We start from the raw sequence: 26,625 nt of genomic DNA, 5'->3' as shown, positions 1-26,625 counted from the left end.
CCGCACCCCACCACGCCTACGGATTTTCAGCGCAGCTCGACCTGCACGCCGTCGTCGGTGAGCCAGGAGACCAGGCGGTCGAAGGTGATGGCCTCCCTCCAGGCCTTGCGGTCGTAGCCGGGGACCAGGTGGGTGCGGGCGACCTCGGCGTCGTGCCAGACGAGGCGGAAGCCGGGGGTGGCGCCGGCGTCGCCGGTGACGCACTCGTGCAGCAAGAAGGCGTCGCCGCCGAACCAGCCGCCGGGGCCGTTGATCGCCTCGCCGATCGCGCAGTAGAAGGCGTCGTAGTCGGTGACGTGCCGGCCGTCCAGGTGGTACACCGTGCCGTCGGGCTTGTCCGGGCGTGGATCCGGTGCGCCAGGGCGGCCCGCACCCAGAGGTAACGGTCGCTGCGCTCCAGTCCGGCCCACTCGTTGGGCCCGGCCGGACCACCGGCGCGCCACATGTCGTAGAGCGGCCGTTGATTGGCCGCCAGGGGTGCCTCGAGCCGCGCGTCCAGCTCGACGTCGACCAGGCCGTCGCCCAGCGCGGACGGGCGCGTCGCCACGACGTCGCCGTACACCCACTGGTCCAGCACGTGGACCGTGCCGTCGACGCGGACGTGCGCGAGCTTGGCGTTGAGCAGGCCGGAGGGGGCGGCGCGGCAGCCCAGCAGGGTCAACGGCGGACCCGGCGGGCAGGGGTCGGGCCGCTCGTGGAACACGCCCGCGACGTCACGGCAGTCGCCGGCCGGCAGAAGCTCCTCCGAGCCGTCCGGCGCGGGCCAGACGGTGAGCCGGTAGCCGGAGACGGCCGGCGCGCGGGTGCCGCGGTCGTTGTTGAGCTCGTCGCTGCGATGACCCTCGAGCTCGACGTCGAGGAGCCCGTCGGCGGCCGGCGTGTGGCCGACGACCCGGACGTCCAGCAGTTCCTCACCGGTGTTGTAGCAGGTCGTGCAGTTGGCGAGCCCGGAGCACAGGGCGTGGGCGCCTTGGAGGTAGACGTTGCCGAGCCAGGCGGGGCCCGTGCCGTCGACCGCGGCGCGCAGCGGGCCTTCCGGCGCGCAGCCCAGCAGCGTGTACCGCTCGTACACCGGCGGCACGGGAAACACGCGATCGGTGAACAGCCCGTCGATGTCGCCGCACTCGGCGATGACGGCGTCGGTGTCGTAGTCGAGCAGGCGCCAGCGGGAGGGGGTCGGCACGTCGTCACCCTATCCGGTGGCCCGCAGATGAAATCTTCGTGCATCCATTGATATCAGTGGATCGGATGGATAGCCTCGACGGACTCACGCCGACGGGGGAGGGCGACCGGATGATGCGGCCCAGGGTTGCACCCTGCTGCGGTGGTGACGAGCAGCCGGCCGGCGGTCTCAGCCGCCGCGGTGTGCTGCGCGGGGCGGCGCTCGCGGCGGGCGGCGGCGTGATCGTCGGCCTGCCCGGCACCGCGTACGCGGCGCCGGTGATCGACAATCCGTTCGCCGGGTACACCATCACGCAGACGTGGGCGCAGCACCGCGCGAACGGGTCGCTCGGCGGGATCGACTTCGCCATGGCGGTCGGCACCGGACTGCCCGCCTGCGGCGCCGGCACGGTCACGAACATCCCGAACAACGGCACCGGCGGGCACACCGTGACGATCGCCCACGCCGACGGGTACAAGAGCCAGTATCTGCACCTGTCGGCGTTCGTCCTCGCGAACGGCGCGCCGGTGGCCCGCGGTGCGATCGTCGGCCGGTCCGGCGGCGCGGTCGGCGCGCCCGGGTCCGGCTCCTCGACCGGCCCGCACCTGCACTGGCACATGATCGAACCGGGCGGCACCCGGATCAACCCGCTCGAATACGTCGCGCAGCATCCGCCGGCGGGTGCGCTGCCGAAGACCGCCACCGAGACGACCGGCACGCCGGACGTGACGTGCTACAAGCGGATGCAGCACTGGCTCCGCCTCACGAACGGCTACACCGGCCCGATCGACGGCGTCCCCGGCACCGCCACGTACGCCGCCCTGCAGCGGGCGATGCGCGGCTACGGGTACACCGGACCCGTCGACGGCGTCATGGGCGCCAACTCGTGGCGTGCCGTGCAGAACCTCGCCGCCGGCTACGGGTACACCGGTCCGCTCGACGGCGTGATGGGCCCCAACTCGTGGCGCGGCTTCGCCCGGTTCCTCAACCAGGACGCCTGGGACTGATCAACCGGCGTGCTGCCGCAGGAACGACGTGATCAGGTCGTCGACCTTCGAGGCCTGGCCGCCGCCGAGCAGCCCCGTGCCGTGCTCCGCGCCGATCGGCAGGAACGCCTCGTGCGCGACGGACTGCGGGGCGGTGGCGGCGAACTGCTGGGCGGCCTCGGCGAACGGGTGGTCGTTCTCCGCCGCGAGGAACAGCGCCGGCGACTTCAGCCGCGGCACCGCATCCGCGGCCGAGATGCCCGCGAACAGCTGCGGTGCCGACAACGTGATCACCGCGGCCGGCGCCGGCGTCAGCGCGACCGCGGCCGCCAGGGATGCGGTGCCGCCCTTGGAGGCCCCCATCAGCACGATGGTGTTCGCGCCTCTGGTACGCAGGTGCGCCGCGGCCGCGGTCACGTCGTCGTCGAGGCGGTCGTCGCCGGCGTGCGGGCCGGATCCGCCGTCGCCGGCGAAGTCGAACGCGAGGACCCGGTATCCCCGTTCGGCGAGGCGCTTGCCGTACGGCAGCCACTCGCACAACGACGACTCGTTCTGGTGCGCGAGGACGATGCCCTTCGCCCCGGTGCCGAGCTCGACACCCACCAGCTGCGTGCCCGCCGGCGTGGCGAACCGCACCTGCTTCCCGGCCGCCGCGAGGTCGGCGCAGTCCGCCCCGGCCTTGATCTCGGCAGCGGACGGCGCCGCCGCGGGCGAACCGTCGGAGCACGCGGTGACCAGCAGCAGGCCGAGCAGCGGCAGCGCGAAGCGGCGCATGGAAGACCTCCTTGGGAGCGCTCCCGGAGATGGTACCGGCGGCGCCGGCGCCACGATGCCCCGTATTGGATACTGCCGGGCTTCGACGGAAGAATTCGACGGACCCAACTTCGGCGGCATGACGACAGGGATCGATCGCCGCACCGTCCTGCGCGGGCTGGCCTGCTGCTGGAGCGGGAGTTCGGCGCGGGCCTCGGCGGCCGCACGGTCCTGGCGCCCGCGCCGGAGAGCCGGGCGGGCACGGTGCAGGCGGCGGGCGGCGTGCTGGCCGTCGAGCGGTTCGCCGTCCGCCGCCGATGAGTCTGCGCACGCTGTTCGGTCACAACCCGACGGTGTTCGAGGCGCGCGCCGTCGGCGACGTCGTCGTCAACGGCGCGCAGCTCCCGGCGGTCGGCTACTGCTGAGCGAGATTGTGAGCAAGGTCGGCGAACGGGCCCGGCACGGCGGCCAGCGCGTGGTGGGTGCCGGACTGGACGAGGCGGCCCGCGGAGAAGACCAGGATGCGGTCTGCCGTCTCCGCGGTGAGCATCCGGTGGGCGATGGAGATCGTCGTCCGGCCCTGGGTCAGGACCGCCAGCGCCCGCTGCACCGCGACGTCGGTCGCGGGGTCGACGCCGGACGTCGCCTCGTCCAGGATGACGAGGTCCGGGTCGACGAGCGCGGTGCGGGCCAGCGCGACCAGCTGCCGCTCGCCCACGGAGAGCCGCTCGCCGCGCAGGCCGACCGGGGTGTCCAGGCCCTGGGGCAGGGTGGCGGACCAGTCGCCCAGGCCCAGGTCGTGCAGGACCCGCAGGGCGTCGGCCGGCGAGGCGGTGGGCCTGCCGATGGTGATGTTGTGCCCGACGGTGCCGTCGAACAGGAACGGGTCCTGCGGGACGATGACGACCCGGCCGGCCAGGGAACCGAGCCGGTCGAGCGGCACGCCGTTGAGCAGGATCGCGCCCGCCGCCGGCTCGAGGCGGCGGGTGAGGAGCTTCGCGAACGTGGACTTGCCGGAGCCCGTGCGCCCGACGACCGCGACGTGCGAGCCGCGCTCGACGGTGACGGTCAGGTCGTGCAGGACGAGCGGGCCGTCGCCGTAGCGGGCCGAGACGTGCGAGACGCGGACGTCGACGGGGCCGGGCGGGAGCGGGGCGCCGTCGGAGACGGCGGCGCTCGGCGTGGTTGCCAGCGCCGTGGCGCGGCGCCAGCCGGTGAGGGCGTTCTGCGCCTCGCCGAGGCTCTGCACCAGAAACTGCAGCGGGCGGACGAAGAACCCGACAAGGAACACCATCGCGACGACCTGCCCCGGAGTGAGCGGGCCGCCCGACAGCGCCCACCACACGCCGCCGAGCAGGACCGTGACGGTCATCGTGGAGATCGCGAGCTCGCCGAGCGCGTTGTTGGAGTGCAGCGGCGCGAGGGTGCGGATCAGGCTGTCCCGGGCCCGGTCGACGGCGGTGTCGAGCTGCCCGCGGGTGCGGGCGGCGGTGCCGGTGGAGCGGATGACCGGCGCGCCCAGGACCGCCTCCGTCACCGCGCCCTGCAGGTCGGCCAGGTCGCGGCGGGCCCGGTCGTACCGGCGGGCGATGACCCGGTGCATGCCGAGCAGACCGGCGAAGGCGATGGCCGCGATGACGAGCACGGGCACCGCGAGCTGCCAGCTGTACGCGAGCATGATCACGGTGGCGATGACCAGCTGGGCGACGTTGCTGAGCAGCTGGATGCCGCCGCCCTGCGCGAACGTGGTCACCTGGTCCACGTCGCTGGTCAGCCGCGCGGTCAGGTCCGCGCTCGACCTCGTGTCCGCGTCGGCGGCCGCCATGTCGTGGACCCGGCGCAGCCCCGCGCGGCGCAGCTCGGCGAGGGTCCGGCCGATGTGGTCGTGCAGGCGCCGGTTGAGCACGATCGACGCGGCACCCGCGACGACGACGGCCGCGGCGCCGACGGCGACAGCGGGCACGACGGTCGCGGGGGAGAGGCCGGCGTCGACGGCGTGCTGGACGCTCAGCGGCGCGATCACCCGGCCGGCGCCGGCGAGCAGCGCCAGCGCGCCGAACCCCAGCAGGCGTCGACGGTCAGCCGCGGTCACCGCCGACCACCTCCTCGTCGTGGTCGTAGGCGTTGACGATCCGCCGGAAGTCCTCGACGTCGTGGAGCTCGGCGGGGGTACCGGCGGCGACGACCCGGCCGCCGTGCAGCAGCACCACCTGGTCGGCGATGTCCACGGCCCGCGGGCGGCTGGTCGCCAGCAGCACGGTCGGGCCGCCGGCGGCGATCGCGCGGAGGACGGCGGCCTCGACGCGTGGGTCGAGCGCGGAGGTGACGTCGTCCAGGACGAGCAGCCGGGGCCGGCGCAGGACCGCGCGGGCGAGGCAGACGCGCTGTCGCTGGCCGCCGGACAGGGTGGCGCCGCGCTCGCCGACGACGGTGTCGAGCCCGTCGGGCAGCTCCCGGACGGCGTCGTCGACGGCGGCGTAGCGCAGCGCCTGCCAGAGCTCGTCGTCGGTGAACGGGGCGCCGAGGCTGAGATTGTCGCGGATGGACTCGGCGAACAGGAACGACGTCTGCGACACGACGGCCACGTGCCGCGGGACGGTGCCCGGGGCGAGGTCGCGCACGTCCACGCCGTCGAGGCACACCGTGCCGCGGGTCGGGTGGTCCTGCCCGCCGGCGAGGTCCAGCAGCGTCGTCTTGCCCGCGCCGACGGTGCCGACGACGGCCGTCACCGTGCCCGGCCGCAGGGTCAGGTCGACGCCGTCGAGCAGCGTCTGGCCGTCGCGGACCACCGCGGCGCCGCGGATCTCCACACCCAGCGGGTGCGGGCCGGCCAGCGTGCGGGTGCCGCCGCCGATGGAGGAAGGGTTGTCGAGGACGGCGTCGACCCGGGCACGGCCCGCCTCCGACATCGGCAGCATCGACAGGAACCGGCTGATGACGTTCAGCGGGATGGCGACGGTGATCAACAGGTACACCACGCCGACGAGGTCGCCCACGGTGAAGCCGGTCCCGACCCGCGGCGCGCCGACGGCGAGGACGGCGAGCACCGCGGCGGTCGGCAGCAGCTCCAGCAGCGGGTCGAACACGGAGCTGACCGTCGCCATCCGCAGGTCCGCGATCCGCAGCCGCTCGACGGCGACGCCGAAGCGGGCGTCCTCGGCGGCACCGAGCCCGAGGCTGCGGACCACCGGCCCGCCCTCGATCGACTCGTGCGCGACCCCGCCGACCGTGCCGCGGGCCGCCTGCGCCTCCCTGGCCCGCGGCGCGAGCAGCCGCTGGTACACGACGTTGAGCGCGAGGACCAGCACGACCAGCACCAGCCCGACGAGCCCGAGGGCGGGGTCGCGGACGAACAGCTCGGTGAGGGCGAGCAGCAGCATGAACACCATGCCGAGCGCGAAGTACGCGAACTGCGTCGGCGACCACAGCGCGTCCACATCGGACATGGCGCGCGAGAGCAGCTCGCCGGGGGAGCGTCGCCGGAACCAGGCGGCCTCGCGCTCCAGGTAGCGGTGCACGACGGCACGCCGGGTCTCGGCCTGTGCGTGGTACTGGACCCGGCCGGTGGCGAGCCCCCGCACAAGGATGGTGCCCCACCGGACCAGCGAGACGCCCATGATGAGGCCCGCGCTGGTCCACCAGACCCGCGCGGGGACCGGCTCGTGCGCCAGGGCGGGCACCACGAGGCGGTCGGTGGACCACCCGACCGCGGCGGCGGCCACCACCATCGTCGCGCCGTTGAGCAGCCCGGTCGCGGTGGCGAGTGCGGCGGCCGCGGGGTTGGCCCGGGCGCCGGCGATCTGGGCGAGGAGGGCGGAGCCGCGCCGAATGTCCGGAAGCGTCATGCGCGCAGGAGGGGCAGCAGCTGCTCGCCCTGCCGCTTGATCTCCGGCAGGTACGGCGTGTCCGACAGCACGAAGTGCGTGATGCCGAGGTTCGCGTACCGGCGCAACGACTTCGCGACGTCCTCGGCGGAGCCGACGAGCCAGGTCGTGCCGGCACCACCGCCGCCGTACCGTCCGGGCGCGGTGTACAGGTTGTCGTCGAGGATGTCGCCGCGGGCGGCGAGGTCCAGCAGTCGCTGCTGGCCGACGGCCGGGTGCCGGTTCGGGTCGGCGACGCCGCCGTCCGCCGCCATCTGCGCGACCTTCGCCTCGGCGTCCGCCCACGCCTGCTCGGTGGTGTCGCGGACCAGGGTGGTGATCCGCAGCCCGTACTGCAGCGGCGCGTGCTCCCGGCCCAGGCGCTCGGCGAGCCCGTTGAGCCGGTCGATCCGTTCGGCGACGCCGTCCAGCGGCTCGCCCCAGAACAGCTGCACGTCCGCCTCGGTGGCGGCGACGGCCTCCGCCGCGGGGGAGGCACCGCCGAAGTACAGCCGGGGGTGACGCGCGAGCGGGCGGGGCACCACGGTGGCGTCGGTGACGGTGAAGTGCTCGCCGTGGTAGGTGACGCGCTCCTCGGTCCACAGCCGTCGGACGATCTGGAGGAACTCCTTCGTTCGGCTGTAGCGGTGCGCCTGGTCGCCCTCGCTGTCCCCGTACGCGGCGAGGTTGTCCTTGCCCGACACGATGTTGACGAGCACCCTGCCGCTGCTGAGGTGGTCGAGGGTCGCGGCGGCGGAGGCGAAGTTCGCCGGTCGCCAGTAGCCGGGGCGGACCGCGATGAGCGGCCGGAACGTGGTGGTGCGCGCGGCGAGCGCGGTCGCGACGGTGAACGTGTCGGGCCGCCCCCATCCGGTGCCGATGAGCGCTCCGCCCCACCCGTGCGCCTCGAGCGCGAGGGCGTGGCCGGTCAGGGTCTCGAGGCTGTTGTGGCCGGCGCCGGCGTCGTCGCCGCGGTGACCTGGGCGGACCTCGTTCGGGATGTACCAGAGGAACTCGGCGGCGGTCGCTGTCATCGATCTCCTTCAGGTGCACCTGTGGCCCGCGTCACGATGCAAATCCTATCAATCCCATAGGTACAGTAGAGTCGACATGGGAGTGAGGCCGGTCTCGATTTCCCGACATTCATGGAGGGATCACCGATGACCTACACCGCCGCCGACGACCGGTACGCCACCGCGGAGTTCCGCAGGGCCGGCCACTCCGGCCTGGACCTGCCGGTGTTCTCCTTCGGGCTGTGGCAGAAGTTCGGCACCGACCACCCGTTCCAGACCCAGCGCGACATCGTGCTGCGCGCCTTCGACCTGGGCATCACCCACTTCGACAACGCCGACCGGTACGGCCCGCCGCCCCGCGCCGCGCAGCAGCTCTTCGGCCGGATTCTGCAACGCGACCTCGCCCCGTACCGCGACGAGCTGATCCTGTCGACGAAGGCCGGCAACCCGATCGGGGCGAGCCCGTACCTGCGCGGCGCTTCCCGCAAGTCGCTGCTCACGTCGCTGGAGCACAGCCTGCGCGACCTCGGCACCGACCACGTCGACATCTTCTACAGCCACAGCCCCGACCTCAGCACCCCGCTCGAGGAGACCGTCGGCGCCCTCGTCCGCGCTGTCGAGCAGGGCAAGGCGCTCTACGTCGGCGTGTCGAACTACGCCCCAGAGCGCGCCCACGAGGCCGCACTACTGCTGCGGCAGGCCGGCGTGCCGCTGCTGGTCCACCAGCCGCGCTACTCGATCTTCGACCGCCGGCCCGAGCTCAACGGCCTGCTGAAGCTCGCCGCGGAGGACGGCTTCGGCCTGGTCGTGTACTCGCCGCTGGCGCAGGGCCTGCTCACGGACAAGTACCTCGACGGCATCCCGGCCGGGGCGCGCGCCCAGGACGGCGCCTTCCTGTCACCGGGCGACATCGACGACACGTACCGGCGCCGCGCCGCCGCACTCAACCAGCTGGCCGTCGAACGTGGACAGTCGCTGGCGCAGCTCGCGCTGCAGTGGGTGCTGCGCCAGCCACAGGTCACCTCCGCGCTGATCGGCGCCAGCTCCACCTGGCAGCTGGAGCACAACGTGAAGGCGCTGGACTTCCCGGCGCTGACCGAACAGGAGCTCGCGCTCATCGACGAGCACGGCGTCCACGGCACGGGACTGCGGCTGTGATCAGCGCCGGCAACGGCCCGCACCTGCCTACGTCCGAGGAGATCCCGGTATGACGAGTGCCGCCATCCGATACGCCGACCCCGCCGCGACCCTCGGCGCGCTCAACGACGTCATCAACCTCCAGCTCGCGCACCGCTCCGTCCGGAGGTTCCAGCCGGTCGACGTCTCCGGCGAGACGCTCGCCGCGCTCGTCGCCGCCGCCCAGTCCGCGCCCACGTCGTCGAACCTGCAGCCGTGGAGCGTCGTCGCCATCCGCGACCCCGCGCGCAAAGCGAGGCTGGCCGTGCTCGCCGGCAATCAGGCGTTCATCGAGCAGGCGCCGCTGTTCCTCGTCTGGGTCGCCGACCTCGACCGCGCCCGCCGCCTCGCGGTGCGGGCCGGCACGGTCGTCGCCGCCACCGACTACCTGGAGACCACCGTCATCGGCTTCGTCGACACCGCGCTCGCCGCGCAGAACGCGGTCGTCGCTGCCGCGTCGCTCGGTCTGGGCACCGTCTTCGTCGGCGGGATCCGCAACCATCCCGCCGAGGTCGCCGCCGAGCTGGGCCTGCCGCCGCACGCGGTCGCGGCCTTCGGCCTCGCCGTCGGCGTCCCCGACCCGACGGAGCCGGCGGGCGTCAAGCCGCGCCTGCCGCAGGAGGCGGTGCTGCACCACGAGCGGTACGACGCCGACGCCGCGGACAAGCACATCCCCGTCTACGACGAGCGGCTCGCGGCGTACAACACCCGCTTCGGCCTGACGGGGGACTGGAGCAGCCGGGTGCTGGACCGCCTGCGCGGCCCCGAGTCGATGGCCGGCCGTCACCGGCTCCGGCAGGTCCTGGAGCGCCTGGGCCTGCCGTCCCGCTGACGCGCCGGTAGCATGCGCCGGGTGATCGAAGACCTGATCCGGAGGACGGCCGCCGATGACGAGGACGCGGCCGAGGAGCTGACCGCGATCGCGGCCGCCGACCCGCGGCGCCTGGTGCCGCACCACCCCCTGATGCTGGACCTCGACCTGCTGTGGCCGCCCACGCTGTACCGGGGAGCCGACGCCGGCGTCGTGGGCCGCGTCGTCGAGCGGGTCGACGGCGGGCAGACCCCTGACGCGCTCAACCATCTCCTGCTCGTCCTCGCGCACAGCGGTCATCCGCTCGCGGAGCAGGCGATGCGCCGCTGGGAGACCGCTCCGCCGGCCGGCTCGGCCGGGCTGCACACCGGTCCGCTGCGCTACGCGGAGCAGGCCGGCTGGACCGTCGCCCCTGACGGCACCCGGCGCTCGTTGTGCGGCGACGTCGCCTACGAGTGGCACCTGAGCCCGGCCCCGCCCGCGGCCGACGACGCGACCTGCCCGTGGTGCACGTCGCCGCTGTGGACGGCCGCCGACCTCGCCGAAGCCGGTGCCGCCCTGGCGCACACCGGCTGGGCCGGCCGCCTCGCCGTCCGGACCTGCCACTTCTGCTCCTGCTACACGACGCTCTACAGCGCCGTCACCCCCGACGGCGGTAGCACGTGGTGGACCGGCAACCAGCGCCCGGACCACATCGGCGCCGACGCCGGCCCGGAGGACCCGCCGGCGCTGCTGCCGGTCATGGGCCCGCAGCGGCAGAGCCCGTTCCAGGCGAGCGCGTGGAACGACGGCGGCTCGACGCTCGGCGGCCACCCCGAGTGGATCCAGGACGCCAACCACCCGGCCTGCCCCGGCTGCGGCGAGGTGATGGACTACGTCGGCCAGCTGTACGGCGGGGACCTCGACGAGTACGGGGAAGGCGCCTACTACCTGCACCTGCACGCGCCGTGCGGGTTCGCCGCGGTCAACTACCAGCAGAGCTGACGTCAGATCGGCTGCTCCCACGGCACCAGCTGGTGGAAGGCCCGGCCGAGGAGGAGCCGCAGGCCGGTCGCCTGCGCCGTCAGGTGCGGCAGTAGGGGTGTGGCCGGGTCGCGGGGAGCGGGCAGGTCCGCCGGGTCCAGCCCGCACAGCTCCAGCAGCGGCCCGGGGCGGTCTCCATCGAAGGCGGCGAGCGCCGAACGCAGCGCGGCCGGGTCTGGCGGGCACGGCTGATCGTCGCACCACCACTCGATCGTCAGCCAGTCCCCTGGAGACCACTGCAGCCCCTGGCGGAGCAGGTCGGTGTGGGTCGTCACGGGCGGGCCGAACATCCGGCCGAGCGCCGGGACCGCCGCCGCGAGGTTGGCCACGCCGCGCTCACGCCCCACCACCGGCGCGCAGACCGGCCCCCACGGTGTGTCGCCCACGCTGACGTCACCCGCGCGGAACAGGGCGAGCCACAGCAACGGCACCGCGTCGTCGGCCATCGCCGCGACCTGCTCGGCCTCGAAGTCCGTGTCCTGCTCCATCGGGTAGATCCCGGGCCGGCCGGCGGCGCACAGGTACACGGTCGTCGCGCTCACCAGGTGTACGCTACCGACCTGTGCAGCCGCCCGGGGATCGCGCCGCTGTTCGAGGCGAAGTTCCGGCAGACCTGCCTCTGGCTGCTCGGCACCGACCTGTTCGGCGGGGGAGGCGGATTCCCGATCCACCCGAACCTCCTGGCGCGGGCGCTGTCGGTCCCCGGTGTCGCCACGGCGCTCACGGCCGAGGTCGACGCGCACACCGCTGCTGCCGGCTCATCGTCCACGGACCGGTCCCCGACCGCCCCGGCCTGCGGGTGGTGGAGCGGACGCCGCTCGGCGGCTGGGGCACCGCCGGCACGGTGCGCCGGTTCGTCGACGTGCTCGCCGAGCGCGGGCCGGTCACCTGGCGACCCGAGTGGGCCGCGTCGTTCCCCTACCTCCCTGCCGAGACGGCGACGGTCCTGCTCACCGGGGCGACGTACTGCGCCGCCGCCGATGAGGTCACCGTGCCGCCCTCGTACCTGGAGGTGACGGGCCTGAGCGCGCCGGCCGCTCGTACGGCATCGGACGCCATCGCGGCGCTGCCGAAGGGCCGGCTGCTCCACCTGCTCAACGCCGCGATGCCGCTGGAGCCCGCTGCGCTGTGGGAGTCCGGCCCCGACACCGCCCGCCTCGCGTCCGCGTGGAGCGAGCCGTCCCCGACGCCCTACGAGTTCCAACCCTGGCTGGAGTGACCGATGCCGACCACCCCGCTACCACCCGTCGACGTCACGGCGCTGGTGCCCGCGCTCGCGGCGTACGCGCGGCAGGCCGTCCGCCTGCACCCGCGCCCCGGCGCCCCGACCGTCGCCGACAGCTCGCTCGGCGGCCCGCTCGCGTGGCCCCTCGGCGAGCCCTGGCCGTACTGTCACCCCGGCCGGTGGGACCACACCTTCGACGGCGCCCCGCACGCTCCGGTGCCGTACGTCCCGGTCCTGCAGATCTACGCCCGCGACGTCCCGCAACTGCCGTACCCGCCGGGGACGGACGTGCTGCAGGTCGCGTGGTGCCCGTTCGACCACGACCCGTACAGCGCCCCGGTTCCGCGCGTCGACTGGCGCGACAGCGCCGGGCTCGACCTGCTCGCGGCGATCCCCGCGCCGCACCACGCCAGCCCCCGTGCCACTGTGCCGAGCCCGTGCGTCGTCAGTCCCGAGCCGGTCCTCGAATACCCGAACTGGGACCTGCCCCGCGACCTGTACTACGCCATCCGGTCGGCCACCCGCCACGACTTCGACGCCGAGCTGTCCGTCGCCCCCGGCACGAAGCTCGGCGGCTACCCCAGCTGGTGCCAGCTCCCGGAGTGGCCGGCCTGCCCGTCCTGCGCCACCACCATGACCCACCTGGCGACGCTGGCGAGCTTGGAGCACGACCCCGGTCAGGAGCGCTGGCTGCCGGTCGAGGACCGCTCACCGACTTCGACGGCGGACCGCCTCCGCCAGCCGGCCGGCCTCATGCTCGGCGACGTCGGCAGCATCCACGTCTTCACCTGTACCGCCTGCCCGCACCGCCCGTACGAATCGGTCTTCCAGAACTCGTGAGGCACGCTTCAAGGGCGCGGCCCCGTCCAGGTAGGACGGGACCGCGCCTTACACCCCGCGACGGGTGGATTCGCGCGCCTCAGCTGCCTCAGCTGCTTCAGTTGACTCAGCTGACTCAGTTGACGAACACCAGCGGGCTGCCGGCGACGGTGGTGTCCTTCACCGGGCCGTAGGCGGCGCTGAAGTAGCCGTTCGGGAAGCACGCCGACGGGCCCGAGAAGCGGTTGAACTTCTGGTTCGTGAACGTGATGGACTGCCCGACGTTGTTCGCCACGCCCAGCACCTGGTTGAGGTCGGCACGGTAGACGCAGGTGATGGTGCCGAGGCCCGACGTGAGCTTCATGGTCGTCTGGATCGGGAATGTCGCGGTGCCCGTCACCTTGACCTGGTTGCTCGGCGGCGAGGTCACGGTCGTGGCGTACGGCAGGTTGTTCACCACGATGCTCTGCACCGCGGTGACGGTCGGGATGCCCGTAGGCGTGCACGACGAGAAGTTCTGCAGGGTCAGCGACTCGCCGGCGGTGCCGGGCGCGGGCACGTTGCTCGTCACGGTGGCGCCGAAGTTCGACACCGTGCACGTGATGAAGCTCGAGCTGCCCGGCGTGCTGTAGAACGTGGCCGTGGTGCCGGTCTTCAGCGGCGCGCTGACCGCGTCGCCGTTGGCCACGTTGGGGCCGCCGACGCTGACGGTGGTCAGCACGTTGACGGTCGCGGCGTGCGCCGCGGCGGGGAGCAGCCCGGCCGCCAGGACCGCGGTGAGCGCGGCGGCGGACAGGGTCCAGAGCTTGCGCATGGAGGGGCCTTTCTCGTGCGGGATTCCGCGGCCGTTCAGTGCGCGGACGCGGCGATGGCCTGCTTGAGGTCGCCGAGGCTCGAGTCGACGGCCAGCGACGTGTTCGTCTGACTGAACACGACGGTGTTGCGTCCGGCCGCGGCGGGCAGACCGAACACGGTGTTGATGACCCAGTCCAGCGAACCGCCGATGCCGCAGCCGTTGGCCACCGGCACCCTGACGCTGTTGTCCACCAGCGTCGCGCCGGAGAACGACACGACGAAGGCGCCGTAGCCGTTCGGGTCCGAGGCGAGGTCGATGACGCCGGCGTCCCCGGTGATCGGGCCGTTGGGCGGCGGCGGGCTGGTCGTGCCGGTGGTCGGGCCGAGCACGATCGGGCTGCTGTTCGAGCCGATGTAGCAGCGCAGCCCGAAGAGCGCGTTGAACAGGTGGAGCTTGATGGGCAGGCGGAACACCGGGGCGGGCTCGCCGGTGGCGAGCGGGATGAACTCGGTGATCGGCCCGGCCAGCTCGACCTGGGCGAACGCGCTGGTGACGCCGGGCAGGAAGTTGGCCAGCCCGGGGATCGGGACCTGCAGCGGCGACGAGGTCAGCGTCTTGCCGTCGGCGGACGGCACGGTGCTGAACACGTTGGCCACGGTGCCGTCCGGGAACTCGACCGTGGGTCCGCTCGCCGGCCAGTACACGCCGAACTGCAGCGTGATCGGCTGGGTGAGCGCGACCGTGGTGGAGCCGATCGTGACGCTGCCGCCGCGGGTCACCGAGATGACGCAGCCGACCTGCTGGTTGCCCGGGTCGGCGAGGACCGGGCTGGACAGCGGGCAGTTGCCCATCCCGGCGTAGATGCCGGTCGGCTTCGCGGCCGCCACCGGATGTGCACTTGCCGGGGTGCCGAAGACCGCGAGGACGCCGGCGGCCATCACCGCGGTCGCGGCGGACACACGTTTGGAGCGCATGGAACCTCCTGCTGGATTTCGGCGGGGTGTGACGAGTTGTAAACCCGTCGAGTATCTAACGTCAAGAAATCGGTCGGCGATGATCTGTTCATAGAGATCAAAACCGCCGGAGTTTTCAATCCGTGAAATACGTGCGACCAGGGTTGACCTGATCAATACCCGCGAGTAACTTCCGGGTGACTGCCGTCCGTCGAGTGCGTGGAGGTCCCGCCATGACCCAGGCCGAAGATCAGGAAGAACAGCCGCAGGGAAAAACCCGCTGGCGCCGATTCGCATTGACCATGGGCATTTCCACCGCAGTCACCGCCGCCCTTGTGGTGCTCACCGGGCAAGGCGTCATCGCCGCCTCCTTCTCGGTGTCCGGGCTGCCGTTCGTGGTGACCGCGGACGAGCTGCAGGGCACGGGCTTCGAGCAGTACGCGGTGCTCGACACGATGGAGCCCGGCAGCCCCAACGAGGGCGACACCGGGGGTCAGCTGATCCTCATCGTCTCGGCGGTCGACAACGCCAAGCTGACCAATCTGTGCCAGAGCATCAACCTGGGCGGGACGAACCTGAAGCTGACCGCGGGCGACGCCCAGCATCCGGTCACCGCCACCAAGCTCATCGTCGACTCCGACCTCATCTCCGGCGACGCCAGCTTCACCTCGATCGACATCGGCCAGGACGCCAGCACGCTGACCCGGGTGCCCGGCGCCACCGGCGGGATCGGCATCTTCGGCCAGCAGGCCGAGACCGTGCGCATCCAGCACCTGCGGCAGAACAACTACGCCACCACGGCCGCCACCTTCATCCTGCCCAACCTGCACATGAGCTTCAGCGACGAGGGCTGCTGAGTTGCGCCGCTCCTTCCGTCGCTGGCGGAGCAGCAGGCCCTTCTGGGGCGGGCTGTTCATCGTCGTCGCCGCCGTGGAGATCTTCCTGACGGTCAAGGCCCCGCTGCCGGTGGTGCTGCACATCGGCATGCAGGGCCTGGCCGGCTATCTCGTGCCCATCATCATGCTGCTGTGCGGGGTGCTGCTCTGGTTCAGCCCGGAGAACCGCACGTTCTACTCGATCCTGGCCCTGCTCATGGCCTTCGCCTCCTGGGTCACATCCAACCTCGGCGGCTTCCTGATCGGGCTGCTCCTAGGCATGATCGGCGGCTCCCTGGCCTTCTCCTGGCAGCAGGTGCCGCCACGAAAGCCCGCACCCGCTCCGACACCGCCCGACGCGGACGCCGCCGCCGAACCGGACGCGCTCCCGGCCGACCCGGACCACGCCGCCGACACGTCGCGGGAGGCCGAAACGCGCTGAGTGGTAGCCGGCCCACGATGATCGAGAAGCCGCACGCGTGCCATCCACCGGCATCGGACGGCACGCGAAGACTATGTCCAGATGGGTCTGCCGCGAAGCTCGGTGACGCCGGCGATCCGGCGTGGCCATCGGCCCGAACGGGCTGAGAAGTGTCACGAAGTCAACGAACTGACCGCGACCGTACGTTCCGAGCAGGACCTTGTAGTCGTCCGGCAGGGCCAATCCGAGCGCGGCCTGGACCCGGTCCCAGTCGCCGGTGGCATCGACGGGTCGGGCCGGCGGCGGCACGAGCCGCGTCAGCCTGGCTATCGACACGCGCGGACCACATCAGCGTCGTCTCCGCTGCCCACGACGCGGTGCCGGGTGCTCAAGTCGACAGATGGCAGCAGCTGAGCCTCCGGTTTGTGGAATTGTCTACTCCATGACCGATCTGAATGCGGAGCATGCCCGGCGGGCGATCGTCGAACACACCCGGCGGTTGGCGGAGTCAGCCACCGCGGCCGGGCCTGACGCCGCCGTGCCGACAGCGCCGGATTGGACCATCCGTGACCTGGTCGGGCACGTGGGTCAGACCCAGCACTGGGTCGCGGAGATCATCGAGCGGCGCATCACCGACCCCACGCAGCTGCCCACGGAGATGGCCGCGCTCCCGGCCGATCCCCGCGAATGGCAGGCGTGGCTGTCGGAGTCCGCGCAGCGGGTCGCGAGCGCATGCTCCGACGACGCGCTCGACGCGCCGGTCTTCAACGCGGCGGGCGACGAGCGGACCGGGACGCGCTTCTGGATGTTCAGCATGCTCAACGAGGCGGTCGTCCACGGCTTCGACGCGGCGGCCGCGGCGGACCGGCCGGTCGACATCGACGCCGGCATCGCGGCCGCGCTCATCAGCAACCACCTCGCGATGCTCACCTCCCCGACGTGGGAGATGCGGCGGCCCGAGTCCGCCCACGCCCTCCGCGGCACCGGACAGACCCTGCAGTGGCTGGCCACCGACACCATGGACGGCACAGGCGCCTGGTTCGTCGAACGGCGTCCCGACGGCGCGACGTGGAAGCTCGGAACCCAGCAGGCCGATGTGACGATGACCGGCCCGGCGGGATCGCTGCTGCTGACCCTGACCCGGCGACTCGCTCTCACCGACCACGACGCCACCGGCATCAGCATCGACGGCGACACCGGCCTCGCCCAGCACTGGCTCGACCACACCGCCCACGTGAGCGGCTGACCGGCACCGACCGGCCTGCCCATATGCTCTACGGCGCCGGTGACCGGACGGCTCGGCGTGAGTGTGGCCTGGACCGTGGGAGATGGAGTGGGCGAGCAGGACGTCATCTACGTGGTTCACCCCGACCCGGTCGCTCGGGGGCGGGAGAACTACATCGCCCACGCCGATCTCGGTGCATTCGGTTTGCCCGGTCAGCTTGAACAGCTGTGGCTGAAGCCGCTGGAGGACGGCGACTGCCGTCCTGGCCGTCAGGAGAAGGCGTCCTTCAAGCCGTCGACGGTCAGCGGAACATAGGGTTCGACCGTCTGCACCTGGAACATCCGGGCGATTTGCATGGCAAACCGCCACACGATCTGGGCGTACGTGTGGTCGAGGCGGAGCGTCATGAGGCCGAAGAGCCCCTCCGCCTGGTGCTCGCGCCGCGCCTCCGGATCGAGATCTGCGCCGAATACGTAGCCGGCCACCGCTCCGTTCGGCAGCACCAGAAGCTCGTTGACGTTCATCGCCAGGTCGTCGAAGAACCGCCGCACGTGGCGGATCACCGCCACCATCGAGGGCGAGAACATCTCCGACGAGACTGTCCGCCAGGCTCTCGAACGGTTCGGGTAGCCGGCGGTCACTCGCCGCAGCGGCCGCCAGTATCGCTGCGGCACGACGACCTCAGACGCAATCGGCTTCACTCCGCAGTCAGCTGGAGGGCTCAGCCGCACAGTGGAATCGGGGAGACACCCGGGGCATACTTCGCCCACAGTTCGCCGGGCATGGTCGCCCCGGTGAACTCGCACGCCATGGCTATCGGGTCCTGGATTGCCGTGAGCACCCCGGCGACATTCCACAGCCAGATGCCACCGTTGTCGGCGGTGGCAAGGGTGTGCTGGTCGGGGCTGAGGGCCATGGCGTTGACACTGGCCGGCGTGTCCACGGTCAAGACCCTTGCTGGTGTGGTCGTGCCACGCGCGTCCCAGACGGTGAGGGTGTCGTCCTCCGCGGCCTGGAGAAAGACATTGCCGGCGGTGAACAGCGTTGCCGGCGCCTGTACCGCAGTGTCCAGCCGCATCGAATCGAACGGCTCGGTGGGCTTGCTCCGGTCGAGCTGCCACAGATCGGTGAAGCCGTTGGGATAGGACATGGCGAGCACCTCGCCGTCGGTGGAGACCGCCTTGCCGATCAGCGGCGTGATCGCGTGGTACTCGAAATGCGCGGTTCGGGTCAGGACCTGCATGCGTGACTTCGGGGATCGCGGCCGCCGCACGTCCCATACGGTGCTTTCGACGTCGCTGACGGCGAGGAGGGACTGCCCATCTCGCCGGAACGTGAGCAGCTTGACGATGTCGTCATCAGGCCCGGGTACGTCGGCCATCGCGACCGGTGCGGCGTTCTGCTGCATCCGCCACAGTCGCAGACCCTCGACGGTGCTCGTTGCCAGTAAGGTGCCGCTTGGGCTGAACGCGGCGGCGTAGACCGGCCCTTCCGGTATCGGCCACGCTGCGGTCTGGGTCGGCCGGGCAGGATCGGTCAGGTCCCAGAGCGCGGCTGATTCGCCCGCGACGAGGATGCGGTGGTCGTCCGGGGCGAACGCCACCGCGTGGACCTCCGCGACTCCGGTGCGTGGCGCCGCGACGAGGACCGGCCGGGCCGGATCGGCGACCCGCCATACGGCGATGGTGGTGTCGTCGCCGAAGCGGGCGCCGTCAACGGAGACGAGCAGACTGCCGTCGTGATTGAACACCGGTGGCCTGGCGATCGGGCCCGGCCGGTCCAGGCGAGCGAGCAGGTTTGGCACCCCGACATCGACCAGAGTCGTGCCGTTGCGACCGGACGCGATCACAGTTCGGCCATCGGTGGCGAACCGGACGAACTCGGCGCTTGTGGCGGTCACGCTGCCGAGCGGCACCATCGTTGCCGGCGGACGCACGGACCAGATTTGGACCTCGCCCGTGTCCGTTCCGGCGGCCAGCAACGTACCGTTGGCGTTGAATGCCACCGTGCGGAATGTCCGCGCGCCGCCGCTGAGCGCCGCAAGCTGGACTGGTCGCTTCGGCTCGTCGAGGTTCCACAGCTGCACCACATGGTCGGCGCCGACCGCGACGGTCCGGCTGGCAGGCTGGAACGCGACCGAGTACGCCCCGGTCGCCCGGCTCCCGGTGGCGATCTTGATCGTGGCCGTCAGCGCCGGCGTGCCCGGGCGTGACACGTCGTACACGACAAGGAAGGAGTCATCGACGATCGCGGAGAGACCGCCTTCGTCGTACAGGGCGGCGAGCGTCGTTCCGTCCGGGCTGAACGCCGCCGCGGCGAACATGCCTGCCGAGTCCAGCGCTTTCGGCAGTTGGAGCCTGAAAGCCGACCGGCCGGCCACGTCGACGAGCGTCAGCGGACCGCCGTAGCTGTGCGCAGCGGCGATCCAGCGGCCGTCCGGACTGAAGGTCGCGTTCTCCGCGGCGAAGCCGTACCGAAAATTGAGTTCGCGGACCCCGTCGATTCTGGTGGCGCTCAGCGGGGGAGCGCCGGGCCGGCCAAGTTCGCAGACGACGAGTTCCTCGGCGCCGATCTTGAGTGTTTCCACTTGGGTGGGGACAAGGCGGGGCTCGGCACCCTGGAAGTACGCGATGAGGTGCCCGCCTGGACCGATCGCCACGGCGTCTTCGGGGTCGCTGCACGTCGAGGGCGCCACGACCTGCGGATGAACCGGATCGGCGAGGTTCCAGGTCTGGCTGGGTTCGGTCAATTCAGGTTTCACGAGCGCGGTCGCGCTGTCCGGGTCGAATGCCTGCACAGGGGCCGTGAACCCGCCGGCGTAGTGCGGGCCGGTGAGCGTCGTGCGCAGCGACTGCAGGGCCGGTTGGCCGCCGCCCAGCCGCAAGGCCGCGACGCCGAGCTGGAGCGCGGTTCGCGAGTCGGTGCCGCGCAGCAGCGCCTGAGTGGACAGCAGGGCCTGGAGCGTCGCCGCGGCCCGCTGGTCCCGGACGGTCTGCCGCTGTTGCAGCGCATACCCAGCCGCCCCTACTACCACCAGCACGGCGGTCGCCAGACCGACGATGACGGTGTACAACCGGCGGATGCGCCGCCGGCTCAGCCGGATGCTCGCCTTCAGGAAGTCCCGCTCAAGCGCAGTCAGCTCCTGCCCAAGGCGGGGATCCTCGACCCGGTGCCTGGCACCGGCGAGCCGGGGGCCGGCGTAGAGGGCCGCATCATGGCGGCCTTCGGCGTTCCACGCATTCGCCGCGGCGCCCAGCTGGCGGCGGAGTGCGAGGTCGGCCCCGTCTTCGCGGATCCAGGCGTCCAGGCGTACCCACTCGCGGATGAGCGCCTCGTGCGCGATCTCGACGTACGCGTCGCTGGCGGTGACCAGCCGCAGCTCGATGAGCCGGTCGAGCAGGCGATGGTCGGCGACGTCCGCACGGGGCACCCGGTTCCGCGCGGGTAGCGCCCCGTCGGTGACCGCCACCATCCGCAACAGCAGCCGGCGCAGGTCGGCTCGCTCGCTCTCCAGAAGCGATCCGTACAGCGACTCCGCCGTCTGCGCGATCGCGCCGCCGATGCCTCCGGTGGATTGGTAGCCCTCGACGGTCAGCAGGTTGCCGCGGCGGGCCTGCCAGGTGCCGAGCATCGCGTGGGACAGCAGCGGCAGCACGCCGACCTCGCCGGTGCCCTCGCCGCCGACCGCTCCCGCATCGCGCAGCACAACCTCCGTCAAACCACGCTCGAGCCGCAGTCCCGCGGTCTCGGCCGGCCGGACGACGACTTCGCGCAGCTGCTCCCGGGTCATCGGCGTGACGAGTACCTGGGAGTCCCGCAGCGCATCGGCCAGCCAGGAATAGGCCGTGCATCGGGCATAGAAGTCCGCCCGGACGCTGACCACCAGCAGCGTCGGCGGGTCGGTGCCGTCGGGCGCCGGGTCACTGAGGGCCCGCAGTGCCAGCACGAACGCCCGTCGGGCCGCAGCGTCGGCGCACAGCGTGAACATCTCCTCGAACTGGTCGACGACGAGCAGCATCCGGGACGGCAACGGCCCACCCGCGGACAGTGCCTCACCAAGCCGCCGAGCCGTGTGCCGTGGCGCGGTGCGCAGCTTGGCGGCGACTTCGCTGATGGCGGTGGCCAGCAGCGGGCCGAGCGGCCGGGCCAACGCCGTCAAGGGATCGGCTCCAGGGGTCACGACCGCCCATGGCCACCGCGCCGAGCCTGGGACCTCGAGCTCGCCCCGGCGGACCCCGCTGAGCAGCCCGGCCCGCAGCAACGACGACTTCCCCGAACCGGACGGGCCGACCAGCACCAGCGGGCCCGGCCGATACACCCGTGCCGCGGCCAGCTGCAGGATCGTCCGGGTCAGCTCGGCCCGGCCGAAGTACACGGCCGCGTCGTCGATGCCGTAACTGGTGAGGCCCCGATAGGGTGACTCGGCATCGACCGGCTCCACGGGGCGAGGCGTCCGCTCGCCGAGGCTCCCGTCGTCGGCGACCGGGTACGCGGCATTGCGGGCAACCGTCAGGTCGGCGCCGGCGCCGACGCTGAGCACGCGCGGCACAGGGTGACCGGCCGATTCGTGCCGGCGGCGCAGCCACCGCGCGGCGTAGCCGACGGTCAGCCAGCGTGGCCCGGTCGGGTCGCCGCGTTCCAGGAGCTCGATGAGCCCACCGGTGAAGGTCGTCAGCTCCGCGCCCTCCGGCGCGAGTGCGACTTCCTCGCCGCCCGCGGAGGCGAGGACCACGCAGTCCCGCCGCCGGGGCGGCCCGGCCCGTCCGGAGAAGCAGCAGTCGAGCACCACGACGACCGACCGGGCCGGCGAGGCCACGAGCGCGTCGCACACGGCCGAGTACGGCAGCGCCTCGTACGCCGCGACTGCTCCGGGCCGCAGCGCGTCCGTGACCTGCACGGCCAGGTGCAGGTCACCGCCGGGGGACAGGACGCCGTGCCCGATGTAGTACACCACCAGCACGTCGTCGGCCTGGGCCGCGGCCGCCATGATCGCCGCTGCGGCGTCACGCGGGTCGAGCGGGTCGTGCACGATGCTCAGTGCTTCGACCGGGAGACCACACCGCTCGACCAGGGCACGTCCGAGCCGCTCTGCGCTCGTGGCGGCCGACGGCACCGACGGCAACGTGGAGCTGTCCGGGTGCGTCGCCGTCGCCAGGATCACCGCCCGGCAGCCCGCTGACGACAGATCGGGCAGCACGCCGGCGGCCACCGGTCAGTCCCGTCCCGACGGCTGGTCTCCGGGTTGCTCGTCCGTTGGCGGGGCCTCCAGACCGGCTCGCATCCGGCTGATCTCGGCCAGCAGATCCTCGGACCGCAAACCACGGACCCGCTTGGCCGAGACCGTGACGCTACGGCCGTCGGCGGCGGTGAGCTCGACGTCGATATCGGTGCTGCGGTGCCGTATCCAGGTGACGACAGCGGCCGCAACGGGGGACAGGACCGCTCCCGAGCCGAACACCACCTGCAGCGCATCGACGACCGGGCCGAGGGTGCCCGGATCCGGCGGTCGCTGCGTCAGAGAGACGTCGACCACGTCACGTTCCAGGAGTTCCGCCCGCAACGCGCGATAGTCGTCGCTGGTGGCCGGTTCACCGAGACGCAGGACAATCTCCACGCGGACTCCTGACGCCGATCATTGACTTCGATCGCACAACGGTAGCGCCGTGGTCATCGGCAGCGGCATCGGTCGATCACCCCTGCGACTCGGGCGAAGCGCCCAGAAGACCGTCAGCCTATCCGACACACCTCACCGGAAAGATATTGTGCTACGTGCAAGCGCCGCTTGGACCGCATCAACACCGGCGGCCGCAAGCACAACATGCGGCAGCGCCCTCGGACTTCGCCGCCGCTGTATGCAGGCGGGCAAGCCTTGATAGAGAGTGGTTGGACGTGGCCGGTGTGCGCTATGCGAAGAGCGACCCTCCGGCGCCCGAAGCTGACGTTCGTCGGCTGGAGGCGCTCGTCGGGCGGGACTTGCCCGGTGAGTATCGCGCCTATCTGGCAGCGCAGGACGGGGGATGGCTCGAAGACAACGTGTATGCAGTCAACGCGATCTTCGGTGTCTGTGAGGGCGCGTCCTATCCGACGAACATTTGGAAGAAGATCCAGGTTTTTGATGGACGGCTGCCCGCGTGGATGCTTCCGGTGGCGTCGGACGTCGGTGGTAACCTCTACGCGTTCGACCTGGTTGACGCCGTGCTGGCGGAGACGCGGGCAGTGCAGCAGCGGCTGCGGTAGACCCTGGCCGAGACGACCTACGCCTCGATCAAAGCCGTCATCCTCGATGGACGCGTCGCCGTCAGATATCGAGACCAGTCAACAACACGCCGGTCAGCTCCTCGCGATATGTCGGCCGTTCAACCTCTGCCGCGTTAGCCTGATCGCCTGATCCGCGAACCTATGCCGGAGAGCCCAGTGCCGATCGCCGCCGCCCACGACGGATACAAGCTGTGGTACGACGTGGTAGGCGACGGTCCCGCAATCATCATGCCGGCCAGGCTTCGGAACGAGTTCGCGGCTCTCGGCGCGGCGCTGAGCGACCAGCACCGAGTCGTCCGGTACAAGCCACGGCAAGTCGTCGGTGTCATGGAGCCTGAGCCGGATGCCAGCGGCCAGTGGGAGCCGACATCCTGGGCCCAGTACCCTCTGGACGTCGAAATCGCCGACCTGCACGCGGTCGCCGACGCGGCTGGCGTGACGGACTTCGTACTCGCCGGCTATTCCGGCATGGCCGCTCTGGCTGCCTTTCTCGGACCAATCAGCCACCGGGTCATCGGCCTCATGATCGGAGGCTTCCCGCTCCTCGCCAGCTGCGACTACTGGCTCGGGTTCGAGGAAGGAGCACGCGCTGCTCTCATCCAGGCGGGACTTCCCGACAGCGCCGCCGACCACCACCTCGGCCGGTTGCTCTACCGGGAATGGGGCAGCCGCGACGACATGGTCGCGCTGACCGCCATGACCGGACCCAAGATCCTCTGGTACGGCAGCCGGGACTGCGAACCGGACTGCCGCATGTACGACTTCGTGGGCGGAGCCGCCATCGCCCGCAACATCCGCAACCACGCCGACGAGCTGCGTCGAGCCGGCTTCGAACTCATTGAACTCGAGGGCCACGACCACATCGGAGCCCTGGCCGACGCAGACCTGATCGCCCCGCAACTGTCAGCCGCACTGGCGAAGGCAGGCTGGTGATGGCCCGCCGCGAACCACGCCGGGACACTCTTGTGTTCGATGTCGCAGACGACACCGAACGCGACGCGATCTTGAGAAACGTCACTGAGGTTGCGAACCTACATCTCTGACCCGCCAACGTCGTTCGCCGCAGCCAGTGCCGCTTGACCGATCCACCCGGCGCTTGACGCAACGGCGTTTGTCAGCCAGTGGCGGTGCGGAGAACCTGCGGCACTTCGCCGGCGAGTACCTGTCGGGTGGCCTGCACCGCCTGGACGGCATCGTGGCCCGGCCCTCGCAACGGTGAGGCGTTCGGTGAGCGCGACGACGTCGGGCAGGATCTGCGGGACGCGGTGACGTTCTCGTTGTGCGAGCGACGCGGCGGGAACGACAGCTGCACCGCCACCGGCCCCATCTGTCCATAGCCGGGTGGTCAGGCGGCGCCGGTGCGGTGGGCGTAGATGACGGCGTGGATGCGGTCGCGGAGGCCGAGCTTGGCCAGGATGCGGCTGACGTGGGTCTTGACCGTGCCTTCGGAGATGGTCAGGCGGGTGGCGATCTCCTGGTTGGACATGCCCTGGGCGATCAGTGCCAGCACGTCGCGTTCGCGGGCGGTCAGGACGTCGATGGGCACCAGGTCCAAGGGGCGCGGGTCGGTGGAGACGAAGTGCTGGACCAGGCGTCGGGTCACCGTCGGGGCGGCGACGTTGTGGCCGCCGGCGACGGCGCGGACCGCCTGCGTCAGCTCGGTGTCGAGGGCGTCCTTGAGCAGGAAGCCGGCGGCGCCCGCGCGGAGGCCGGCGTAGACGTACTCGTCGAGGTCGAACGTGGTCAGGATGATCACATGGGGTGGGGCGGACGGGGGGAGGGCGGTCCGGAGGCGGCGGGTGGCCTCGATGCCGTCGACGCCTGGCATGCGGACGTCCATCAGGATCACGTCCGGGGACACCGACGCGGCGACGGAGAGCGCCTGCAGACCGTCGGCGGCCTCGCCGACCACGAGCAGGTCGTCGGTGCCGTCGAGGATCATGCGGAAGCCGGCGCGGACGAGGGACTGGTCGTCGGCGAGCAGGACGCGGATCATGCGACGAGCTCCAGTGGCAGGAACGCCGACACCTCGAACCCGCCGTCGGGGGCCGGGCCGGCGGCCAGGACGCCGTTGAGGGCGGCGACCCGTTCCGCGATGCCCCGCAAGCCGTTGCCGGGCATCGAGGACGCGGCGGCGCGGCCGTCGTCGCAGACGAGGATCCGCAGGCCGGACGGGTCGAAGGTGAGCCGCACCGTACAGGAGGCGCCCGGCGTGGCGTGTTTGAGCGTGTTCGTCAGAGCCTCTTGCACGATCCGGTAGGCAGCCAGCTCGATCACCGCGGGCAGGGTCGCCGGCGCACCGGCCACGCTGAAGGTGACAGGCACGCCGCTGGCTCGGACGCGGTCGATCAGCTCGGGCAGCGTGGCGAGGCTCGGCTGTGGCACCAGCAACGTGTCGGAGGGGGAGCGGACCAGGTTGAGCAGCCGGCGCATCTCGGCGAGCGAGGCGCGGCCGGTGGTGACGATCGTGGCGAGCGCGGCGTCGGAGCGCTCGGGGGAGCGGTGCAGCATCGCCTTCGCGCCCTGGGCCTGGATGACCATCACCGACAGGCCGTGCGCGACGACGTCGTGCAGCTCGCGGGTGATGCGGCCGCGTTCGGAGGCGACGGCGAGGGCGGTGCGCTGCTCCTGCTCGCGCTCCAGGTCGTCGGTGCGGGCCTGCAGGACCGCGACGTGCAGCCGCCGGGTGCGGGCGCTGTCCGCGACGGCCCAGGTGGCGGCGAGCAGCAGGGCGGGCACGGCCGCGGACTGCAGCGCGCGCACCACCATCGGCACCGCGTCGCCGTGGGCGGCGGCGTAGAAGACCTTCGACACCCGGCCGAAGGAGTCCCACAGCGACGGTGTGATGCCGGCCCCGTTGACCAGGGCACCGGTGAACAGCAGCGCCTCGGTCGCGACCAGTGTCGCCAGCACCGTCTGGCGACGGTGTTCCGAGCTGGTCAGGGCGTACATGGTGATCAGGACCGCGACGTCGGTCGGCGGCGACTTCAGGACCGGGTCGAGCAGGTGCACCACGGCCGCGCAGATCGCCAGGATCGTCGCGGTCAGCGGCCAGCGGTGCCGCAGGACGATCGCGACCGCCGACGGGATGGCGGCGAGGCTCCACCACAGCGTGTGCAGGCGCCAGGCGGCGGCGCTGCCGAACGTCGAGAGCACCTTGAAGTCCGGCTCGCCGAACAGCAGGAGCGCGTCGCTCCACAGCAACGTGGCGACGACCAGCAAGGCGATGAGCGACGCGTCCAGCAGGCGTTGCATCGTCCGAGCGT

26 protein-coding genes are annotated in these 26,625 nt (G+C 71.8%); 13 read left to right on the top strand and 13 right to left on the bottom strand.

The annotated features are described in order from the left end of the window. Window positions 1-16: 16 nt before the first annotated feature. Window positions 17-1,183 carry a hypothetical protein gene (locus tag ACFY3L_RS39965; RefSeq protein ID WP_389336796.1) on the bottom strand — a complete coding sequence of 389 codons (1,167 nt, stop codon included), beginning with the start codon at window positions 1,181-1,183 and terminating at the stop codon, window positions 17-19. A gap of 65 nt (window positions 1,184-1,248) precedes the next feature. Here ACFY3L_RS39965 and ACFY3L_RS39960 point away from each other — a divergent pair, with 65 nt between their 5' ends. After that, the gene (locus ACFY3L_RS39960) at window positions 1,249-2,169 is read left to right on the top strand and encodes a peptidoglycan DD-metalloendopeptidase family protein (RefSeq protein ID WP_389336793.1); all 921 of its coding nucleotides are present in this window, start codon (window positions 1,249-1,251) and stop codon (window positions 2,167-2,169) included. On the opposite strand, the gene ACFY3L_RS39955 is transcribed toward ACFY3L_RS39960, so the two are convergent. From ACFY3L_RS39955 to ACFY3L_RS39940, 4 genes are all read right to left on the bottom strand, one after another. Further along, window positions 2,170-2,922, bottom strand: coding sequence for an alpha/beta hydrolase (locus ACFY3L_RS39955; protein ID WP_389336790.1), 753 nt, complete (start codon window positions 2,920-2,922; stop codon window positions 2,170-2,172). It abuts the gene before it with no gap. Window positions 2,923-3,316: 394 nt separating this feature from the next. Beyond that, entirely contained in the window at window positions 3,317-4,993 is a 1,677-nt protein-coding gene (locus ACFY3L_RS39950; RefSeq protein WP_389336787.1) for an ABC transporter ATP-binding protein, read from the bottom strand. Then, window positions 4,980-6,746 (bottom strand): ABC transporter ATP-binding protein, encoded by a 1,767-nt coding sequence (locus ACFY3L_RS39945; RefSeq protein WP_389336784.1) that lies wholly within the window; start codon window positions 6,744-6,746, stop codon window positions 4,980-4,982. Before ACFY3L_RS39945 ends, ACFY3L_RS39950 begins: the two co-directional genes overlap by 14 nt. Next, a complete protein-coding gene (locus ACFY3L_RS39940; protein ID WP_389336781.1) occupies window positions 6,743-7,798 on the bottom strand; it encodes an LLM class flavin-dependent oxidoreductase in 1,056 nt (351 codons plus the stop codon). The genes ACFY3L_RS39945 and ACFY3L_RS39940 overlap by 4 nt, the downstream gene beginning before the upstream one ends. Window positions 7,799-7,924: 126 nt before the next feature. On the opposite strand from ACFY3L_RS39940, the gene ACFY3L_RS39935 reads away from it, so the two are divergent. Genes ACFY3L_RS39935 through ACFY3L_RS39925 form a run of 3 tightly spaced genes read left to right on the top strand, consistent with a single transcriptional unit; the run spans window position 7,925 to window position 10,748 of the window. Beyond that, a complete protein-coding gene (locus tag ACFY3L_RS39935; protein WP_389336778.1) occupies window positions 7,925-8,935 on the top strand; it encodes an aldo/keto reductase in 1,011 nt (336 codons plus the stop codon). Between the two features lie 49 nt (window positions 8,936-8,984). Next, on the top strand, window positions 8,985-9,785 hold the full coding sequence (locus ACFY3L_RS39930; protein ID WP_389336775.1) for an NADPH-dependent oxidoreductase: 801 nt from the start codon (window positions 8,985-8,987) through the stop codon (window positions 9,783-9,785). A 21-nt stretch (window positions 9,786-9,806) separates the two neighbouring features. Further along, complete coding sequence (locus ACFY3L_RS39925; protein WP_389336772.1) at window positions 9,807-10,748, top strand: hypothetical protein; 942 nt, start codon at window positions 9,807-9,809, stop codon at window positions 10,746-10,748. Between the two features lie 2 nt (window positions 10,749-10,750). Here the strand turns inward: ACFY3L_RS39925 and ACFY3L_RS39920 are convergent, their stop codons facing one another. Beyond that, window positions 10,751-11,329, bottom strand: a complete 579-nt coding sequence (locus ACFY3L_RS39920; RefSeq protein WP_389336769.1) for a hypothetical protein — start codon at window positions 11,327-11,329, stop codon at window positions 10,751-10,753. Window positions 11,330-11,589: 260 nt separating this feature from the next. Here ACFY3L_RS39920 and ACFY3L_RS39915 point away from each other — a divergent pair, with 260 nt between their 5' ends. Further along, a complete protein-coding gene (locus ACFY3L_RS39915; protein ID WP_389336766.1) occupies window positions 11,590-12,006 on the top strand; it encodes a hypothetical protein in 417 nt (138 codons plus the stop codon). 3 nt (window positions 12,007-12,009) lie between these two features. Beyond that, window positions 12,010-12,852, top strand: coding sequence for a hypothetical protein (locus ACFY3L_RS39910; protein WP_389336764.1), 843 nt, complete (start codon window positions 12,010-12,012; stop codon window positions 12,850-12,852). A gap of 115 nt (window positions 12,853-12,967) precedes the next feature. Here the strand turns inward: ACFY3L_RS39910 and ACFY3L_RS39905 are convergent, their stop codons facing one another. Continuing rightward, window positions 12,968-13,645 carry a Tat pathway signal sequence domain protein gene (locus tag ACFY3L_RS39905; RefSeq protein WP_389336761.1) on the bottom strand — a complete coding sequence of 226 codons (678 nt, stop codon included), beginning with the start codon at window positions 13,643-13,645 and terminating at the stop codon, window positions 12,968-12,970. Between the two features lie 35 nt (window positions 13,646-13,680). After that, complete coding sequence (locus ACFY3L_RS39900; RefSeq protein ID WP_389336759.1) at window positions 13,681-14,601, bottom strand: hypothetical protein; 921 nt, start codon at window positions 14,599-14,601, stop codon at window positions 13,681-13,683. Between the two features lie 281 nt (window positions 14,602-14,882). On the opposite strand from ACFY3L_RS39900, the gene ACFY3L_RS39895 reads away from it, so the two are divergent. The 4 genes from ACFY3L_RS39895 to ACFY3L_RS39880 all read left to right on the top strand — a co-directional run bounded on the left by ACFY3L_RS39895 (window position 14,883) and on the right by ACFY3L_RS39880 (window position 17,416). Continuing rightward, a complete protein-coding gene (locus ACFY3L_RS39895) occupies window positions 14,883-15,437 on the top strand; it encodes a DUF6230 family protein (RefSeq protein WP_389336756.1) in 555 nt (184 codons plus the stop codon). A 1-nt stretch (window position 15,438) separates the two neighbouring features. Next, window positions 15,439-15,897, top strand: a complete 459-nt coding sequence (locus ACFY3L_RS39890) for a DUF6114 domain-containing protein (protein ID WP_389336753.1) — start codon at window positions 15,439-15,441, stop codon at window positions 15,895-15,897. A 421-nt stretch (window positions 15,898-16,318) separates the two neighbouring features. Further along, the gene (locus tag ACFY3L_RS39885; RefSeq protein ID WP_389336750.1) at window positions 16,319-17,122 is read left to right on the top strand and encodes a maleylpyruvate isomerase family mycothiol-dependent enzyme; all 804 of its coding nucleotides are present in this window, start codon (window positions 16,319-16,321) and stop codon (window positions 17,120-17,122) included. 39 nt (window positions 17,123-17,161) lie between these two features. Further along, window positions 17,162-17,416, top strand: coding sequence for a hypothetical protein (locus ACFY3L_RS39880; protein ID WP_389336747.1), 255 nt, complete (start codon window positions 17,162-17,164; stop codon window positions 17,414-17,416). On the opposite strand, the gene ACFY3L_RS39875 is transcribed toward ACFY3L_RS39880, so the two are convergent. Both ACFY3L_RS39875 and ACFY3L_RS39870 read right to left on the bottom strand, forming a co-directional pair. Beyond that, entirely contained in the window at window positions 17,371-17,802 is a 432-nt protein-coding gene (locus ACFY3L_RS39875) for a hypothetical protein (protein ID WP_389336744.1), read from the bottom strand. The genes ACFY3L_RS39880 and ACFY3L_RS39875 overlap by 46 nt on opposite strands. Before the next feature lie 20 nt (window positions 17,803-17,822). Next, complete coding sequence (locus tag ACFY3L_RS39870; protein ID WP_389337064.1) at window positions 17,823-21,542, bottom strand: hypothetical protein; 3,720 nt, start codon at window positions 21,540-21,542, stop codon at window positions 17,823-17,825. A 208-nt stretch (window positions 21,543-21,750) separates the two neighbouring features. On the opposite strand from ACFY3L_RS39870, the gene ACFY3L_RS39865 reads away from it, so the two are divergent. Further along, entirely contained in the window at window positions 21,751-22,047 is a 297-nt protein-coding gene (locus ACFY3L_RS39865; RefSeq protein ID WP_389337076.1) for a hypothetical protein, read from the top strand. Window positions 22,048-22,313: 266 nt separating this feature from the next. Here ACFY3L_RS39865 and ACFY3L_RS39860 read toward each other — a convergent pair whose 3' ends face one another. Next, window positions 22,314-22,715 (bottom strand): hypothetical protein, encoded by a 402-nt coding sequence (locus ACFY3L_RS39860; RefSeq protein ID WP_389336742.1) that lies wholly within the window; start codon window positions 22,713-22,715, stop codon window positions 22,314-22,316. Between the two features lie 275 nt (window positions 22,716-22,990). Here ACFY3L_RS39860 and ACFY3L_RS39855 point away from each other — a divergent pair, with 275 nt between their 5' ends. Next, window positions 22,991-23,338, top strand: coding sequence for an SMI1/KNR4 family protein (locus tag ACFY3L_RS39855; protein ID WP_389336739.1), 348 nt, complete (start codon window positions 22,991-22,993; stop codon window positions 23,336-23,338). Between the two features lie 177 nt (window positions 23,339-23,515). Further along, on the top strand, window positions 23,516-24,292 hold the full coding sequence (locus ACFY3L_RS39850; RefSeq protein WP_389336736.1) for an alpha/beta fold hydrolase: 777 nt from the start codon (window positions 23,516-23,518) through the stop codon (window positions 24,290-24,292). Window positions 24,293-24,704: 412 nt separating this feature from the next. Here ACFY3L_RS39850 and ACFY3L_RS39845 read toward each other — a convergent pair whose 3' ends face one another. Beyond that, a complete protein-coding gene (locus tag ACFY3L_RS39845; protein ID WP_389336733.1) occupies window positions 24,705-25,355 on the bottom strand; it encodes a response regulator in 651 nt (216 codons plus the stop codon). Then, window positions 25,352-26,614, bottom strand: a complete 1,263-nt coding sequence (locus ACFY3L_RS39840; RefSeq protein ID WP_389336730.1) for a sensor histidine kinase — start codon at window positions 26,612-26,614, stop codon at window positions 25,352-25,354. The genes ACFY3L_RS39845 and ACFY3L_RS39840 overlap by 4 nt, the downstream gene beginning before the upstream one ends. Window positions 26,615-26,625: the final 11 nt, after the last annotated feature.

This window comes from Dactylosporangium sp. NPDC000521 (assembly GCF_042898305.1).
GTDB lineage: Bacteria > Actinomycetota > Actinomycetes > Mycobacteriales > Micromonosporaceae > Dactylosporangium.
The sequence above is the reverse complement of the archived record's forward strand: the minus strand, read 5'-3'. Positions and strand labels throughout refer to the sequence as shown.